Source organism: Flavobacterium quisquiliarum (assembly GCF_019308285.1).
In the GTDB taxonomy this organism is placed as follows: Bacteria; Bacteroidota; Bacteroidia; order Flavobacteriales; family Flavobacteriaceae; genus Flavobacterium; species Flavobacterium quisquiliarum.
Genome location: NZ_WWEM01000039.1, coordinates 1 through 17,756 on the forward strand (window position 1 = coordinate 1; position 17,756 = coordinate 17,756).

Consider the following 17,756-nt stretch of genomic DNA (forward strand, 5'->3'; position numbering starts at 1 on the left):
TTGATCCTTATTTCCTGTCAGTATTTCTGTGAACGTTTTTCGCTGTTGCGGGTGCAAAAGTACACAACAATTCCAGTTACGCAAGGCTTTTTCCAAACTATTTTTATTCTTTTTCTTAACACTCTCATAACTCGCAGGTTATAATCGAAGTTTTTTCTGCTCCTTGTGGGGTTTTTCCTCGTTTGGCCATTGTTTCTCTTGTTTTACCGCAAAGGCGCCAAGTCACAAAGCCTTCTTTTCTACACTTTTTGATATTGAAAACACGCAAAGGCGCTGGGTTTTTAATTCGCTTTCTTGTCAAAACGTCTTTTGCTTCCGAAATTTTCTTCTGAAAACTGGTGTCCCAGCCCCGATAGCAGTGGAAATCCTTTTGTTTTTTCCTTTAAAAAGCAAAAGATTGAAGCGCATAGCGGGAAATAGCTCCTCAAAATTTAAATTCCAATTGCAATGCCTTAAATCCCATCTCTCTTTCATATCCATGATGCGCACTAGACGCACTGCGGTGCGTCTCTACGGAAAATCGGAATTACACTAATTATATATACATGTATAAAAACAAACCCGACAGGTTTTAAAAACCTGTCGGGTTGAAATCACACTTTAAACTCTTCTACTATTTAATCAAAGCGAATAGCTTTTACTGGAGATATCTTAGTTATTATATAGGACGGTATCAGCAGCACCATAAAACAAACTCCAACCGTAAGCAGATTTAATAAAAGAATATAAATCCAATTTAAATATACTGGCGCCTGATTCACATAATAATTTTCAGGATTTAATTGCACTATTCCGAACTGTTGCTGCACTAACAAAATCGAAATACCGATTAGATTTCCCCAAAACAATCCACGAAGGATTAAATAAAAAGCATTATATAAAAATACCTTTCTCACCGACCAATTGTTCGACCCCATAGATTTTAAAATCCCAATCATTTGAGTTCTTTCCAAAATAAGAACTAATAAAGCAACAATCATATTAATAGTAGCCACAAGAATCATAATCGCTAAAATGATTATGATATTAAAATCAAATAATTTTAGCCAATCAAAAATATAACTGTATTTCTCTATAATAGTCTTTGTATCTAAATTAGAATTTGTTTCTTGATAGATTTGATTGCCTACATTTTTAATATTATCAAAATCTTTTACAAAAACTTCAAATGCTCCTATTTGATCTGGATTCCATTTATTGATTCTCTGAATATGACGAATGTCTCCAATAATATACGTGGAATCAAAATCTTGAAATCCTGAATTAAATATAGCCGCAATCTTAAAACGACGACTATTTGGAAGTTTTCCTTGTTCTTCTTTTACAAAAAAAGTATTAAATTGATCGCCTACTTTTAAATTTAGCCGATCTGCAAGAAACTTTGAAATAATAACATCTTCATTCAATGTTTTCGTAAAATCCGGAAGTTTACCTTCTACTATATATTCATTAATATTATTCCAATCGTAGTCTGGACCTACTCCTTTAAAAACAATTCCTTCAAAAGCATTCTCTGTTCTGATAATTCCTGCCTTAGTCGCGATTGCCTGAATATGGCTTACTTCTGGCACCGATTTAAAATCAGGATAAAAATCTTGTTTTTTCGAAATCGGAACTAAAGTCACTTCAGAATTATTATTATCAAAATTCGAAATTATAATCTGCCCATTAAACGCCGAAACTTTGTCTCGTATTTTTTTCTGTAAGCCTATTCCCGTAGCAACAGAAACAATCATCATAATCATCCCTATCGCAATTGCGGAGATAGCAATTTTAATAATTGGTGCTGAAATACTGCTCTTATTTTCCTTTGCAGTTATTAATCTCTTGGCTATAAAATATTCTAAATTCAAATTGATAGTATTTCTTTAGATTGTTTAATCATTCTTTTTTCAAAAGTACACCTTAAAAAAAAAGAAAATGTTCTTTAAGACAATTAATCTAATTATTATAAAGGAAGTTTCTTTTTCATCTCTTCCACTATATTATAAGCAGCAGGACAAATCTCAACATTTTTTAATGTTAAGTTCGAAATCTGATAAAACTTATTTCGATCAGTATGCGGAAATTCACGGCAAGCTTTTGGACGCACATCGTAAATCATACAGTAATTTTCATTATCTAAAAAAGTACACGGCACACTCTGCAAAACATAATCCTTATCTTCATCGACTCTAAGATATTGTTCAATGAATTGCTGCGGCTTCTGTCTAAAATGTTTTGAAATTCTCTCAATATCTGCCAACGTAAATAAAGGACCTGTTGTTTTACAGCAATTAGCGCATTTCAAACAGTCTGTTCTTTTAAATTCCGCTTCATGCAAATCCTGCATAACGTAATCTAAATTCTTAGGCTGTTTCTTTTTGAGCTTATCGAAATACTTTTTGTTTTCGTTATGCTTATCTTTGGCTAACTTATGCAAGTTATTTAAAATCTGTTTCAAGTTTAAAATTTAAAGTTGATCTGCAAAATTAAACAACTTTGAACTTGAAACCTTAAACTTTGAACTAAAACAATGAAAGATCTTTTCGGAAAAGCCATATTTGATTTCCACACTAACAATTCACCTGAAGACATCATAACTGAAACTTCTATTTCCGAAGAAGACGAGATGAGCGTGGAATATCTTTTTCGTACTTATAATGAAATGCCAAAAATCGAACAAAAAGCGCTTCAACTGGCAAAAGGAAAAATATTAGATGTGGGATGTGGCGCAGGGAGTCATGCTTTATCACTGCAAAATGAGAGAAGTTTAGAAGTAACCGCTATTGACATTTCAGAAAAAGCAATTGAAACCTGTCTTTTAAGAGGAATCAAAAACGCCAAAGTTGAAAATATTTTAGATTTTGAAGGAGAAAAATTCGATACTATTTTACTTCTGATGAACGGAACCGGCATTTTTGGCAAACTAAAAAACTGTAATAAGTATTTAACTAAATTAAAATCTTTATTAAATCCTGGCGGACAAATTCTAATTGACAGCTCTGATATCATTTATATGTTTGACGAAGATGAAGATGGTGGAAAATGGATTCCTTCTGAAAATGATTATTATGGAGAACTTGTATTCAATATCAGTTATAAAAACGAGAAAGAAGAACCTTTTGATTGGCTTTATTTAGATTACAACACACTTCAAAATGCTGCAATTGCTAATGGATTAAAATGCGAACTCATTCTTGAAGGAGAACATTACGATTATCTAGCCAAGCTCTCTATTTAAACCAAACAAATTTAAACTCATGAAAGAATTAGATTTAGAAAAATTAAAATATCCCATTGGAAAATTCACAGCACCTAATGATTATTCATCCGAATATCTCTCTGGAAAAATTGAAGAACTGGAAACATTTCCAAAAAGATTAGAAGAAGAAGTTATTCATTTGACAGAAGAACAACTTAATACACCTTATCGTCCTGAAGGATGGACAATCAGACAAGTTATTCATCATTGCGCCGAGAGTCACATGAATTGCTATATCCGAATTAAATGGGCTTTAACTGAAAATAATCCAGTAATTAAAGCTTACGATGAAGTACTCTGGTCCGAATTAAATGATAATTTAACGATGCCAATTGAACCAACTCTCGAATTATTAAAAGGCCTTCATTTTAGATTAGGTTATATCATGAGAAATTTATCTGAATCTGACTTGGAAAAAACTTTTATTCATCCTTCAGACAATTCAGAAAACAAACTCAAAAAAATTATCGGAATGTATGCTTGGCATGGAAATCATCATTTAGCACATATTACCACTTTAAAAAAATATAAAAACTGGCAATAGCTTAAAAATACAACTGTCTTTTAAACAAAAAAATCTCTTCAATAGAAGAGATTTTTTTGTTTAAGGTATATTCAAATACTTATGTGTTTGTAACGAAACTCGCCATTTTGGATTATTCATGACATAATCGACAATAAGCGGTGTCATTTCTTCTTTTTTACTCCATTCCGGTTGCAAAAACAAAATAGCATTATCATTAACTAACTCAGCCTGTTCTTCTGCAAAGATAAAATCATGCTTATTATAAATAATAACCTTTAATTCATGTGCATTATCATACACCGTTTGGGTTGGCAATTTATTTTTTTTAGGAGAAAGACAAATCCAGTCCCAAGTTCCTGAAAGTGGAAAAGCTCCAGAAGTTTCAATATGAACTTTTAAATTTTTATCTTTTAATCTCTGCGTCAATAGTGTCATATCCCAAGAAAGAGGTTCTCCTCCTGTCACCACTACCGTATCAGCATATTTTGCTGCATTTTCCACGATTAAATCAATACTTGTCGGCGGATGACTTTCAGCATTCCAGCTTTCTTTTACATCACACCAATGACACCCAACGTCGCATCCACCAATTCTAATAAAATAAGCAGCTCTTCCTGTATGCGAACCTTCTCCTTGAATGGTATAAAATTCCTCCATCAAAGGAAGCATAGCTCCTTTATTTACCTCTAATTGTATTTCTTTTGATAACATTACTCTATTTTAAAGTGCAAAGATAGTCAATAATATACGTAACAAAAAAACCGATAGTTTATTGAACTATCGGTTTTCTATTTATTTTAAAATTCTAAATTATTTTAGAGCTTTAACAGATTGAGCAGCGTAAGTATTTGCTGGATCCAAAACTAAAGTTTTATTGAAATATTCAACAGCTTTAGCTTTATCTGTATTTGCATAAGCAGCACCAATTGCATTATAAGCCTCAATAACTTTTTTAGTTGTTGCAGGTTTTGCTAATTCTTCTGGACCTTTAGCAGTTATTTTAGCTACATACTCTTCATAGTTTTTGATGATCATGTCATCTTTATCTAATGCACTGTTGATTCTTCCTTTGTACAAGTAAGCTTCGTCATACGATGGAGATACTTCAAGAATTTTATCAAAAGTAGCATTTGCATTTTCTAAAGCAGCTTTATCACGGCTTTCAACAGGTTTACCAGCATTACCGTAATAAACAGAAATTCCATAATATACGGCATCATCTAAATAATTCTTAGATTCTTTATTATTTGCACCAAGCTCAAAAATTGCAGCTGCTTGATTGTATTGTTTTTTACCAAACAATTCTTTTCCAAAATCAGCAAATTCTTCAACTACTAAAGGCTCTAATTCAATTGCTTTTTTGATGTCAGCTAGACCTGCATCAAAAGCAGCTTGATCTATTGTACCGTCAGCAGCTGTTCCTTTTTTAATTTTTGACAATCCTAAGTAGTAGTAATCTCTACCAATAGCTTTATTCCCTGGCGCTTTAATAAAATCTTCAATAGATTTAATAGCCACATCAACATTTCCATTTTCGTAAGCTGCATATCCTAAATATCTGAAGATTCTAGGATTTACTTTATCTTCAGCAATCATTTTGTTTGCAACAGTTTCTAACTGTTTGTAATCTTTAACTAAGATCAAGAAATCTGCATGACGCATTTTAGAATCTAGAGAATAATCTGTTAGACTTAAATATTTCTCATAGTTTGTAATTGCGTTTTGCAAGTTTACTTTTGAAGTAGAAGGCTTGTTTCTTGCCCATTTGTAGTAAGTTTCAGCAAGCTCTCTATAAACTGGACCATAATTTGCATTTATAGCAATTACTTCATTGAATGATTTTATCGCTTCATCATAAGATTTAGCTCCTTTTAACAAAACACCTAATTGCATTTTTGCTCTTAACAAAGTATTGTCAGCAGCAAAAGCATCACGATATGATTTATAAGCATCATTTTGATTCTTATCACCATAGTATGCATCTCCAATAGCTAAAAGAGCTTGAGCATTTTGAGGATCAACTAATAATGCACGCTTTAAAACTTCAATAGCATTTTTGTAATCTGGATTATCAGAATTCATATATGCTCTCGCGATGTAAATAAACTCATTTACATCTTTTTTTCTCATGTCTTTAGTTGCTAGAGCAAAATTAGCTTGTGCTGCTGCTGTATTTTTAGCATCCAAATCCAATTGACCTAAACCAATATAGCTTAAGTTTTTCTTATCCGAAGCCTGCAATCCATTGTTGTAATAGATTTTCGCAGAGTCCACTACAGATTGATTTAAATAAACGTTACCTAAAACAAAATTTGCTTCTCCATCAGATGGTTTAGCTTTGATAATTGATTTAAGGATAGTTTTTGCCTTATCAAACTGTTCTGCATCAATTGCCTTTTTTGCTTCGTTGATGTCTTGCGCATTTGCCGCACCAGCTGAAGCAATCAATGCAAGACTAAAAATTTTAAATTTATTCATCTTTATCGTAATTAATTTATTCTTTATCTTTTATAATTTCATTTCTAATTTTAAGCTTACGCCCTGGAGTTTTATATGGCAACAAACCTGATTTCAAAACTATACGTTGACCGATATCTCCAGCTACAAATGAGGCAAATCCCATTCCAAGTCCTGTATAACCTTGACAATTAATAATAAACAAATCGCGTGCCAATGGATATTTTCCCAATGCCAGATCATCTTGCGTTGGACTATAATATTGATTATCATTCAAACCTTTTACACTTAAAACATTAATTTTCTTGATAGTCTCAATCATATCTGGAGTTGGTTGATACAACCAGTTAACTCCAATAACGCCAATCATTCCGTCATTTTCAGAAACAAACTTGATTACTTCATTGTTTGTTTTAAAAGAAAAAACTCCTGTCTTAGGAACTTCCGTTACTTTCGCCAGATCTTTCATATAACGCACTGTGCTTGAATTAGGATTGTCAAAAACTAAACCTTTAATTTTAGAGTCCGACTTTCCTTGTATAAAATCAATTACACTTTTCAACGCAATTAGTGTATCATTATTGTTTTTATTAGAAATAAATGCAATCGCATCATGAGCAAAAGGCGTTACACGAGGATTAATCTTATTTTTTTCAAAACGAGCTTTCTCTTCATTTGTTAAATCTCTTGTTGTGATAGCGACTTTAGATTTTTGATTTAATAAATCATTTATTACTTCAGCCTCTGACTTAGATTTAACATTAATTTTTGCATCATAGTAAGTCCCTTCAAATACAGCAACCTGATCATCTACAATCTGCTTTACGGTTTCATCAACCGCAACGTCAAGCGATCCTTTTAAAATGGTTTCTTTTTCAGCTTCATTTTTGCTTTTTTGGTTGCACATGGCAAACAAAAAGACAAAAACCACCAAACCTAAAGTCCTACTATATTTCAACATAATTATTATTCCTTTGAATTAATTAATCTTAAAAATCGTATTCCAGAATATACAATCAGTAAAGTTCCGAAAGCATATCTGTACTTCCATTCCATGTTAAGCGGGAGCTTTTCCCAAAACATGATCATTAAACCGAGTACAAGATAAATTAAAAAAAACAGTATTCCTAAAACAAGAAGAAATCGCTCTTTGAGCGATTTCTTCTGAATATTATTAAGTATATCTTTTAACATTATTCTGCAGATTGAATAGTAATAGGTAGAGAGTATAATACCCTAACTTTTTTACCATTTTGCTCGCCAGGAGTCCATTTTGGACATTTTTTAAGAACACGAATTGCTTCTGCCCCTGTACCGTAACCGATATCCCTTAAAACTTTAATGTCGGTTAATGAACCGTCTTTTTCAACTACAAACGTAACGTAAACTTTACCTTTTAAACCTTCTTCTTCTGGAGTTTTGTAATTGTTTCCTACGAATTTGTAGAATTTTTCAATTCCCCCTGGGAAATCTGGTTTTACTTCGATACCAGCTGTGTTATATACAGTGTTATCTTCTTGAATAACCTCTTGAACTGGTCCTTTACCAACTGGCTCATCAACAGTTAAAACTGCATCTGGATCTCCTTTGATGGTTTCTGCACCAACTTTTTTGTCTTTCAAATCCACAATTTTTGGTGGATCTTCAGTTACTTCTTCCGCTTTCGCAACCACAGGTTTTACGAATTTTACCTGATCCACTTTTGGTGGTGGTGGCGGTGGTGGCGGTTGATTTGGTTTTATTTCCTCTTTTTTCTTTGGAGGTAATTTTACCGTTGCAATCTTAATATCGTTGTTTACTTCTTCTTCTTGAGAATCAGGTAAAAAACTAGCAATAAGAGGTGCAGCAACAGCAAAGCTAAAAATAAGTGAACCAATAACAAGCGCTTTCACAGTTGTTTTTCCGTTCGATTTTCTCAGCTCGTATGCTCCATATATCTTATTACGTCCTTCGAATACGATATCAAGCCACTGATTTTTTATAATATCTAATTTCATATCTCTTGATTTTTAATTTGACAAAAAAGATTATTCCGCTTTTTTATCTATTAATTTCGTTTCCTCTGGTGAAAACTCAGGAACAATAGCGTAAGTATCTACTCCTGAAATTGCCATCTCGTCCAACATATCAACTAAATTACGGTAATTTGATTTTTTAGTTGGTTTAATGATTACGATAATTCCTTGATCAGGTTTTCCCTTAGCAGCAGAATAAGCTAAAACATTTTTCTTTTGTTTTAACAATTCTCTACGAATACCATCTTTACCATACGCAATGTCTTTAGGTCCTACTTTAGGAGTTGCTAATAATCCCATATAGTAAACAATTTTGTTATCACCACCTAACATTACTGTCATAGTACGATTCTCATCTACTTTAGTATCCTTTTGTTCCGGATTCTTATCATCTTTATCTGGCAACGACAAATCCATCGATTGAGGTTTTGACAACGAAGTAGTTAACATAAAGAATGTAATCAATAAGAATGCCAAATCCACCATCGCCGTTAAATCGACTTTCGAATTCTGCTTTTTACTTCTTACTTTACCGCCTTTACCACCACCGCCGTCGCCGGTATTTAATTCAGCCATTTAGTGTATTTTTTTAATTAAAAGTCTTTCCCTCTAGTTCCTGTAACTAAGTTAAAGGAATTGATTTTCTGATCTTGTAAAATATCCATAATTTTTTTGATTTGTGGATATTCTTCCTTCGCGTCTCCTTTAATAGCAATCTGCAATTCTTTATCATCTAAATCAATTGTAGCTCTTCTAGAAATAAGAAGCCATTCTTTTAATTGATTGTCTAATGAATCCAAAGGAATTCCAGGTTGATTTGCTTTGGTTCTGTCCGCCGCTTTCATGTCAATGATCTGCTTTAAACCTGTAACAGGAACACCAAAATCGTCCATCAATGCAAATTTGGTTTTATCGTCTTCAGAGAATTCGATACCATATTTTGCACCAATTCCTTCAAGAGTTCTTTTACGAATCTCTCTTCCTTTGATGTCAAAAAATACTTTTCCTTTTCCTACTGTAATAATTGCCAAATCAGTATCTGGTAATTTAGTTTGTACAGTAGATGCCGGAGTATCTACAGGAAGTGCTTCTGGCACTTTAGCAGTAGCGGTCAAAATAAAGAACGTTAGCAAAAGGAATGCAACATCACACATCGCAGTCATATCTGTCGATGTCGACTTTTTTTTCATTTTTATTTTAGCCATTATCTTTTATTTTATTTTTTTGATAGTAAATATCAAAAATTAATTATTGTCTTAAACTTCCTCTGAATTTTCTGTAAGTATTAACGATAGTAGTACCAGCCTCATCGATAGAGTAAGTTAAATCGTCAATTTTAGCAGTAAAGAAGTTGTAAGAAACAATTGCTAAGATAGAAGTAGAGATACCTGTTGCAGTGTTGATAAGTGCCTCAGAGATACCTGTTGCAAGAGCAGCTTGGTCAGGAGTACCAGCAGAAGCTAACGCACCAAACGCTTTAATCATACCAGATACAGTTCCTAATAATCCTCCTAATGTACCTAAAGATACTAAAGTAGAGATAATAGTCATGTTTTTCTCTAACATTGGCATTTCTAATGAAGTTGCCTCTTCAATTTCTTTGTGGATTACTTCTGAAGCTTCTTCGCTGTTGAATCCTTCTTTTTTAACATCTTGGTATTTTACCAAAGCAGATTTAATTGCATTTGCAACTGAACCTTGTTGTTTGTCACATGAAGCGATAGCAGCCTCGATGTTTCCTTCTTTAATACTTCCTTGAACACTTTTCATGAATTTGTCAAGGTTAGTTTTTCCAGCAGCTTTACCGATAACAATAAATCTTTCAATAGAAAAAACAACAACCATTAAAAACATACCTAATAATACTGGTACGATGAAACCTCCTTTATATACTTGTCCTAATGTATTGATTGGATGTCCTGTTTCTGGATTACCTCCTTCGAAGTTCGCAGAATCCCCCATGATTACTTTCCAAATAAACACCCCTACTAAGATACACGCTACAATAATGATTCCTGTGATCATTCCTCCGCCATTTGAAGTGCTTTCTTTTTTAACTTTAACGTTTGCCATTTTTTTTAATTTTAATAGTTTTAAATAATTTTTATTTTTTAGTTATATTTAACTTGTAGAGGAGCAAATTTATACGTTTAGTTTAAATAAAAAAACTTTTTTTAATTTAATTGACCGAAATTTAACTTCGATTTAAAAAATATCTCATTAAATTGCCAGCATCATTTTTTAAATAAAACAAAAAAAAGGACGATAATTAGAAAAATTACAACGTTTTAGTAAATATTCAAAGATTCCTTTGATATCTTCTTAAAAAGCTGCGAAATTTTTTTTTATTAATTTTTCAATCAAAAAAAGCTTTTTCTTACTAAAAAAAACCACATAAAATGAGCTCAAAAACAAAGCAATACTCATATAACCAACTAAATTACAAATAAAAAAATGAATAAAAAAGACAATTTTATTGCAGATATAAATAACGGATATTCTTCAAAGGGAGACAGCATTATTTTGGGAGGGGCAATCCTTGATGGTGAGCCAATTGCAGAAGCACATGTAAAGATCCCATTAAAGACTTTAAACCGCCACGGACTTATTGCAGGAGCAACTGGAACTGGTAAAACTAAAACAATCCAAGTGTTTTCAGAACAATTGTCTAATGCGGGAATTCCTGTTTTAATGATGGACATAAAAGGGGATTTTAGTGGTATTGCAAAAGAAGGAAAAGAAGAAGGTTTTATTACCGAAAGACATGCAAAAATAAATATACCTTATAATGTAAGCGCATTTCCAGTAGAACTGATGTCTTTATCAAAACAAAGTGGAGTCCGACTTCGCGCTACAGTTTCTGAATTTGGCCCTGTTTTATTTTCCAGAATCTTAGACCTTAATGATACTCAGGCTGGAGTTGTTGCTGTTATCTTTAAATACTGCGACGACAAACAAATGCCATTACTTGATTTAAAAGACATTAAAAAAGTAATCAATTATATTACCGAAGAAGGCAAAGATGAAATCGCCGCTAGTTATGGTAAAATCTCCACTGCTACTACTGGAACTATTCTTAGAAAAATAATCGAATTGGAGCAACAAGGCGGTGATTTATTCTTTGGTGAATTATCTTTTGAAACCGACGATTTAATGCGAATTGATGAAAACGGTAAAGGTTACGTAAATATCATCCGCTTGACGGATATTCAGGATAAACCTAAACTGTTCTCTACTTTCATGTTAAGTCTTTTAGCTGAGATTTATCAAAAAATGCCTGAAAAAGGAGATGCAGAACAACCTGAATTAGTAATTTTTATAGATGAAGCACATTTAATATTTAATGAAGCCAGCAAAGCTTTGTTAGAGCAAATTGAAACTATTGTAAAATTAATTCGTTCTAAAGGGGTCGGCGTCTATTTTGTAACTCAGAATCCGATGGATGTTCCTAGCGGTGTTTTGGCTCAATTGGGATTAAAAATTCAGCATGCATTAAGAGCTTTTACAGCAAATGATCGTCAAGCGATTAAAAAGACTGCTGACAATTATCCAACTTCACAATATTATAAAACGGATGAATTATTAACGAGTTTAGGAATTGGTGAAGCATTGGTTACAGCACTTAATGAAAAAGGTATTCCGACCCCGCTCGTTGCAACCATGATGCGTGCTCCTCAAAGCCGAATGGATATTTTATCTGCTTCAGAAATTGATGAAATAAACGGCAAATCGAAATTGGTTAAAAAATATGCTGAAGAGATTGACCGTGAAAGCGCTTTCGAAATCCTGACTAAAAAACTAAATGAAGCTGCTGAAGTTGCTTCCCAACAAGAAGAACAAGCTCCAGCTAGATCTTCAAAATCGGAACCAAGTACGGCTACTGTTGTTGGAAAATCGGTTTTAAAAGTCGTAACCAGCGCTACTTTTATACGAGGTGTTTTTGGCGTATTGAACAAAATATTTAAAAAATAAACTTTAAACCATATAAGTCATATAAGTTTATTTAATAATCAAATTGGAATTTTATATGATTTTCAAAAATAAACCCGACAGATTTCAAAAATCTGTCGGGTTTATAATTTACACTAAATATATTAAATGAACTTATATGACTTATATGGTTCAAAAAATTTATTTCTTTTGGAGTAACTCTAGAATTTTGTTTTCAACTTCTGGGCTGTTCCAAATGTTTTCGATGTTATCGATTCTTAAAACTTCTTCCATAATTCCGTTTTGATAATCTCCAATTGCTAAAGCTTCGGCATACGGACGATCACTGAAGGTTACTCGGCTGTAAAGCGGAATCCATTTGTCTGGATGTTTATCTGAAAAGACTTTTTCTATTTTCTTTTGCAGCAAGAATTTCTCATCTGCTGTTTTAGTACTCATTTCTAAGAAATTTCGATACGAAAGTTCTGCAATGGCATCTGCGTTTGGTTTACGTGAAATTTGATATTCTGCAAAAATCTTTTTCCAATCATCTCCGTACTTTTCAATCATTTCGTTTAAAACCGTGATATCTTCAAAGCCAGCATTCATTCCTTGCCCATAAAACGGAACAATAGCATGGCAAGCATCTCCAATTAGAGCGATTTTATTTTCAAAAGTCCACGGAAAACATTTCATGGTTACCAAGGTACTGGTTGGATTTTTGAAGAAATCATTTGCCAATTCTGGAATTACTTCAATTGAATCTGGAAAATTTTTCTCAAAAAAATCTTCTACCATTTTACGATCTGTAAGTGATTCGAAAGAGTTTGCTCCTTCAAAAGGCATAAATAAAGTACAGGTAAAACTTCCGTCCAAGTTTGGAAGCGCAATCAGCATGTATTCTCCCCTTGGCCAAATATGAAAAGAGTTCTTGTCCAGTTTATGTGTTCCATCTGAATTGGCTGGAATATTTAATTCTTTATATCCCATGTTTAAAAATTCCTGAGAATAATTAAACATACTCTGACGCTGCATTCTGTGGCGGATTCTAGAAAATGCTCCATCGGCACCAAAAACCATATCAAATTTTCTTTCCTCCCACTCGCCTCTTTCACTTTCTCCAATATGAAGTGTTGCGTCATTCAGCGTTACATCCCAAACTTTTTGTTCAAAATGAAATTCGGCTCCAGCTGCTTCCGCAAGATCAATCATTTTGCGGTTTAGCTTTCCTCTTGAAATCGAATAAATAGATTCTCCTTCCTGTCCATAGTTTTGAAAATTCAATTTATCCACTAAATGAATGGCGCGTTTGTCCATCGGAATCGCAATCTCACGCACTGAATCTCCAACACCGACAGCATCGAGAGCTTTCCAGCCACGATTAGACATTGCTAGATTAATAGAACGGCCAGAAAAGTTAATCTGACGAATGTCGGGGCTACGATCATATACATGAACGGTGTGACCAGCTTTTTTTAGATAAATTGCCAGCAGTGATCCTACAAGTCCAGAACCTACAACTGCAATTTTTAGTGAAGTTTGCATCAGGGATAATCTAATATTGGGTCGTAAAAATAACTAATAATTGTACATGAGCTTTAAAATAACTCAAATATTTGCCCATAAAGTCCAATATTTAGTTGGGCATGTCCCCGCAAAAAAATCGGGGTCGGGCTTTCGGCTATATCTTTTATTCCGTTTCACTTCATAAAAGGATACCGCCTCTATCCCTCATGCTAATCCGTTTTCATAACAAAATCCCGATTTATTCAATTTATTTAGATTTTCAAAAGAACTAATTTAGCTTCAACCACAACGATCTATCTTTCACTATTAAATTAAAATTGATGAACAGCGAACTTTTACAATCTGAGATTATTCTGGAAAACGAGAAAGTATTATTGATTCCATTTGAGAACGAAAGAAACATCGAACTCAAAGAAATTATTTTTAATGATGAAATCTGGAAATACATGGGAATGTATGTTCGAAACGATCAAGATTTCGAAAACTATATTCAAAGTACATTAAAACAAAAAGCAGACGGAATTTGCTATCCTTTTCTAATAATTGATAAAACAACTGACAGCGTTGCGGGAAGTACTCGTTACGGTTATATCAACCATGGAAGTGAAAAATGTGAAATCGGCTGGACTTGGTACGGCAAAGATTTTCAGGGAACTGGATTAAACAAAGCTTGTAAATATGAGTTGCTGCATTTTGGTTTTGAACAAATCCAGTTTAGAAGAATCCAATTCAGTGCCGATCTTGAAAACGAAAGATCGCAAAGAGCTATTGAAAATCTGGGCGCTTTAAAAGAAGGTTTGTTCCGAAACAATTATATCGATTCTCAAGGAAACAGTAGAGATGATGTTTATTATAGTATTATTTTGGAAGAATGGAAAAATACTAAACGAGATTATTTTGGGGAGTTTGTTTAATAAAAACTTATAATTAAAAAAGTGTTATTTTAGTCTGCGATTTAGTTATACAATAAACTAATTAAAGAACAAACTAAAATGAACCTCTATTCAGAACATTATCTATCTCAAAAAACAGAAAGGTTCATCAATAAGATTTGGTGTCTGGACAACAGCATCGGCGAAAGCCTGATTGAAAACAAACTCGTTTTACCAAATGGCTGTTTTAATCTCGCCATTGTAACTGGAAACGGAATCGAAGTCCATACGAGTAAAAACAAATACGAAATGAACGAAGGAATTTACTTCTGTTCTCAAATGACTAATAAAGTTTTAGTTAATATAAAGTCTAAAACTAAAGTCACTATTGTTCAACTTCATGCGTGGACACTTTCGATGTTTCCAAAATACGATTTAAGTAATTTTGTAGATTCGATTCTAAAAATTGACGCTTCAGAATTACCTTTTAAAATTGAGATTAATACTGATATTGAAACTTTATTAGAAACCATTAATCTTTATTTTGAAGAATTATCCAATACTAATCCAAACAAAAACAGTATTGAAAAAATAGCCGATTTTATTAAATCACACGAAGGCATTTCGGTTTCTGAAATTAGTTCTACGTTGAAGAGTTCACAGCGTTTATTGCAGATTAAATTTAAAGTTGCGACAGGATTAACCATTAAAAAATACATTCAGATTTTAAAGTTTAGAAAATCGGTTGACCAAATGGTGAATGCCGATTTAGAAAAGATGAGTCTGACCGAAATCGCTCTTTACAACAAGTACTTTGATCAGTCACATTTTATTAAAAAATTCAAAGATGTGACCAAAACAACTCCTAAAATGTTCGATCCAACTTCCTATTTCCTTTCTCAGAAAAGATAAGATTTCGCTTTTATACAATTTTGTGAATTCTGATTGGATTATTTTTGCAAAATCATCAATCAATCAATCAATCATCAATCACAATGAAAATTAATACTTCCTTTTTTCCATTAAAAATCTTTTTAGTAGGAATCTTATGTTTGCAATTCCAATTGGGAATTTCTCAGGAACAAAAAAACTCTCCATTGTACAAAACCATTATGACAAAAGACAGTCTTCTTTTTAATATTGGCTTTAATACCTGTGACATTTCTGTATCCGAAAGCCTTTGTAGCGATCAGTTGGAATTTTACCACGATAAAAATGGGCTTTCTAACAAAACGGATTTTGTAAAAACAATGAAAAACGGCTTATGTGCGTCTCCATCAACGTATCAATCTAGAAGAGAACTAATTGACGAAAGCACTAAAATTTATCCATTATATAAAAATGGGGTTCTGTACGCTGCTTTACAAAACGGAATTCATTATTTCTACGAAAATAAAACAAACAAAGGTGAGCCATTTTTAAAGGAAAATGAAAAACTAGTTGGAAAAGCGAGATTTTCCCATCTTTGGGTTTTAGAAAATAATGATTGGAAATTAAAACGAATTTTAAGTTACGATCACCAACCAACCAACTCTGTAGAAGAAAAAAGTGCTCTTTTTGACAATGAACAGGAAACCGAAAAATGGCTGAAAGAAAACAATGTTCCAACTTTAGGAATCGGAATTATTTCTGACGGAAAACTAAAACAGGTAAAAGTATTTGGCAAACTCAAAAGAAATGTTTCTGCTCCTTATAATACAATCTGGAATGTGGCTTCGTTAACCAAACCTGTTACAGCAGTTGTAACCTTAAAATTAATCAGCCAAGGAAAATGGGATTTGGATGAACCCCTTTCGAAGTATTGGACAGATCCGGATATTGCAAAAGATCCTTATTTAAAACTGCTAACAACGAGATTTGTCTTGAGTCATCAAACCGGTTTTCCGAATTGGAGATCTAATAATGAATCTAAAAAACTGGATTTCAAATTTAAACCGGGAACACAATATCAATATTCCGGTGAAGGTTTTGAGTATTTGAGAAAAGCTCTAGAAAAGAAATTCCATAAGACTTTAGATCAATTAGCATCTGAATTAATCTTCGAACCTTTAAAAATGAATGATTCTCAATTGGTTTGGAGTGATAAGATTGATCTTTCCAGATATGCCATGAATTATGACAATCAAGGAAATGCTTACGAACCCACAAAAAACAAAACTGCAAATGCTGCAGACGATTTATTAACGACAATTGAAGACTATGGCAACTTCCTTTGCAGTGTAATGAACAGTGAAGGTCTAAGCCCGAAAGTTTTTGAGGAGATGATTTCGCATCAGATTTCAACTAAAAAAGATAAATATTTTGGTTTAGGTTTTGAAATCTACGATCTCGGCAATCAAGATTATGCTTTATCTCACGGCGGTGCAGACAAAGGTGTTCAAACAATTGTTTTTATGCTTCCAAAAACCAAACAAGGTTTAATCATCTTTACTAATGTTGATGATGGTTATAAAGTTTATGGAAAGACAATTCAACATTATCTAGGAGAAATTGGAAACCGAATAATTTCCATTGAAACAAAGTAAATGTTAAATCATAAAATATGATACCGATGATCAATACATTAGTACTTTTTATGCTGTTTTTAAGCAGACAGGCGCTTGCCTATACGAAAAATGAACACATCCGAAAAAACCTTTTACATAACGAAATTATCGAAATGGATCATCAACTTTTTGATTATGCTTTTAATCAATGTGATGCTTCTCTTTTTAGAAAAATAATTGCAGATGATATCGAATTTTATGATGATCGATATGGATTAAACATCTCTAAAGGTGAAAATGTAAAAGATTTAATTGGCAGACAAACTCGTTTTCAAAAAGTGACAAGAAAGTTAAATTTCTGCTCGGTTGAAAAACTAGGTGATTTTGGTGCTTTGCAAATTGGTGAACATACCTTTTTATCTAATGATATTCCGCATTTAACTGGAAAGTTTATTCATGTTTGGGAACGAAAAGCTAAAAGTTGGAAATTAAAAAGGGTTATCAGTTATGAACACAAAGCCTTTCAGGACAATTTGGATTAAATTTTAAAATAAAAGTAAAAAAACTGATTGATTTATGAAACCAAATCAAAAAACGATCGTCTAAACTTTTGAGATCATTAATTTATTACAAGTGAAAAAATTGTAATTTAGATTTAAAACACTGAATATCTTTTCATTACAAAGTTTCAATCATCAA

18 protein-coding genes are annotated in these 17,756 nt (G+C 32.7%); 7 read left to right on the forward strand and 11 right to left on the reverse strand.

Annotated elements, in window-relative coordinates; genetic code table 11:
- Positions 1-617: 617 nt before the first annotated feature.
- Entirely contained in the window at positions 618-1,853 is a 1,236-nt protein-coding gene (locus GSY47_RS21840) for an ABC transporter permease (protein ID WP_179001685.1), read from the reverse strand.
- Between the two features lie 95 nt (positions 1,854-1,948).
- Positions 1,949-2,443: a YkgJ family cysteine cluster protein gene (locus GSY47_RS21845; RefSeq protein ID WP_179001687.1), complete on the reverse strand. Its 495-nt coding sequence runs from the start codon at positions 2,441-2,443 to the stop codon at positions 1,949-1,951.
- Positions 2,444-2,515: 72 nt separating this feature from the next.
- On the opposite strand from GSY47_RS21845, the gene GSY47_RS21850 reads away from it, so the two are divergent.
- Both GSY47_RS21850 and GSY47_RS21855 read left to right on the forward strand, forming a co-directional pair.
- Complete coding sequence (locus GSY47_RS21850) at positions 2,516-3,223, forward strand: class I SAM-dependent methyltransferase (RefSeq protein WP_179001689.1); 708 nt, start codon at positions 2,516-2,518, stop codon at positions 3,221-3,223.
- 19 nt (positions 3,224-3,242) lie between these two features.
- On the forward strand, positions 3,243-3,788 hold the full coding sequence (locus GSY47_RS21855; RefSeq protein WP_179001691.1) for a YfiT family bacillithiol transferase: 546 nt from the start codon (positions 3,243-3,245) through the stop codon (positions 3,786-3,788).
- 60 nt (positions 3,789-3,848) lie between these two features.
- On the opposite strand, the gene GSY47_RS21860 is transcribed toward GSY47_RS21855, so the two are convergent.
- The 8 genes from GSY47_RS21860 to GSY47_RS21890 form a co-directional block, all read right to left on the reverse strand.
- Entirely contained in the window at positions 3,849-4,481 is a 633-nt protein-coding gene (locus GSY47_RS21860; protein WP_179001693.1) for a 7-carboxy-7-deazaguanine synthase QueE, read from the reverse strand.
- Positions 4,482-4,580: 99 nt separating this feature from the next.
- The gene (locus GSY47_RS21865) at positions 4,581-6,248 is read right to left on the reverse strand and encodes a tetratricopeptide repeat protein (RefSeq protein WP_179001695.1); all 1,668 of its coding nucleotides are present in this window, start codon (positions 6,246-6,248) and stop codon (positions 4,581-4,583) included.
- A gap of 16 nt (positions 6,249-6,264) precedes the next feature.
- On the reverse strand, positions 6,265-7,188 hold the full coding sequence (locus tag GSY47_RS21870; RefSeq protein WP_179001697.1) for a PstS family phosphate ABC transporter substrate-binding protein: 924 nt from the start codon (positions 7,186-7,188) through the stop codon (positions 6,265-6,267).
- A 5-nt stretch (positions 7,189-7,193) separates the two neighbouring features.
- Positions 7,194-7,421 (reverse strand): hypothetical protein, encoded by a 228-nt coding sequence (locus GSY47_RS26245; RefSeq protein WP_246611375.1) that lies wholly within the window; start codon positions 7,419-7,421, stop codon positions 7,194-7,196.
- Positions 7,421-8,224, reverse strand: coding sequence for an energy transducer TonB (locus GSY47_RS21875; RefSeq protein WP_091494873.1), 804 nt, complete (start codon positions 8,222-8,224; stop codon positions 7,421-7,423). The genes GSY47_RS26245 and GSY47_RS21875 overlap by 1 nt, the downstream gene beginning before the upstream one ends.
- A gap of 30 nt (positions 8,225-8,254) precedes the next feature.
- Positions 8,255-8,818 (reverse strand): ExbD/TolR family protein, encoded by a 564-nt coding sequence (locus tag GSY47_RS21880; RefSeq protein ID WP_179001699.1) that lies wholly within the window; start codon positions 8,816-8,818, stop codon positions 8,255-8,257.
- A gap of 17 nt (positions 8,819-8,835) precedes the next feature.
- Complete coding sequence (locus GSY47_RS21885) at positions 8,836-9,447, reverse strand: ExbD/TolR family protein (RefSeq protein ID WP_109190732.1); 612 nt, start codon at positions 9,445-9,447, stop codon at positions 8,836-8,838.
- A 43-nt stretch (positions 9,448-9,490) separates the two neighbouring features.
- Positions 9,491-10,315 (reverse strand): MotA/TolQ/ExbB proton channel family protein, encoded by an 825-nt coding sequence (locus GSY47_RS21890; protein ID WP_008464979.1) that lies wholly within the window; start codon positions 10,313-10,315, stop codon positions 9,491-9,493.
- 381 nt (positions 10,316-10,696) lie between these two features.
- Between GSY47_RS21890 and GSY47_RS21895 the strand changes: the two genes are divergently transcribed.
- Complete coding sequence (locus GSY47_RS21895) at positions 10,697-12,214, forward strand: helicase HerA-like domain-containing protein (RefSeq protein WP_179001701.1); 1,518 nt, start codon at positions 10,697-10,699, stop codon at positions 12,212-12,214.
- A gap of 159 nt (positions 12,215-12,373) precedes the next feature.
- Here GSY47_RS21895 and GSY47_RS21900 read toward each other — a convergent pair whose 3' ends face one another.
- On the reverse strand, positions 12,374-13,717 hold the full coding sequence (locus GSY47_RS21900; RefSeq protein WP_179001703.1) for an FAD-dependent oxidoreductase: 1,344 nt from the start codon (positions 13,715-13,717) through the stop codon (positions 12,374-12,376).
- A 302-nt stretch (positions 13,718-14,019) separates the two neighbouring features.
- Between GSY47_RS21900 and GSY47_RS21905 the strand changes: the two genes are divergently transcribed.
- From GSY47_RS21905 to GSY47_RS21920, 4 genes are all read left to right on the forward strand, one after another.
- Positions 14,020-14,613: a GNAT family N-acetyltransferase gene (locus tag GSY47_RS21905; protein ID WP_179001705.1), complete on the forward strand. Its 594-nt coding sequence runs from the start codon at positions 14,020-14,022 to the stop codon at positions 14,611-14,613.
- Between the two features lie 78 nt (positions 14,614-14,691).
- Positions 14,692-15,483, forward strand: a complete 792-nt coding sequence (locus tag GSY47_RS21910; protein WP_179001707.1) for a helix-turn-helix domain-containing protein — start codon at positions 14,692-14,694, stop codon at positions 15,481-15,483.
- Positions 15,484-15,566: 83 nt separating this feature from the next.
- Positions 15,567-17,096, forward strand: a complete 1,530-nt coding sequence (locus tag GSY47_RS21915) for a serine hydrolase (RefSeq protein ID WP_179001709.1) — start codon at positions 15,567-15,569, stop codon at positions 17,094-17,096.
- Positions 17,097-17,122: 26 nt separating this feature from the next.
- Entirely contained in the window at positions 17,123-17,599 is a 477-nt protein-coding gene (locus GSY47_RS21920) for a nuclear transport factor 2 family protein (protein WP_246611376.1), read from the forward strand.
- Positions 17,600-17,756: the final 157 nt, after the last annotated feature.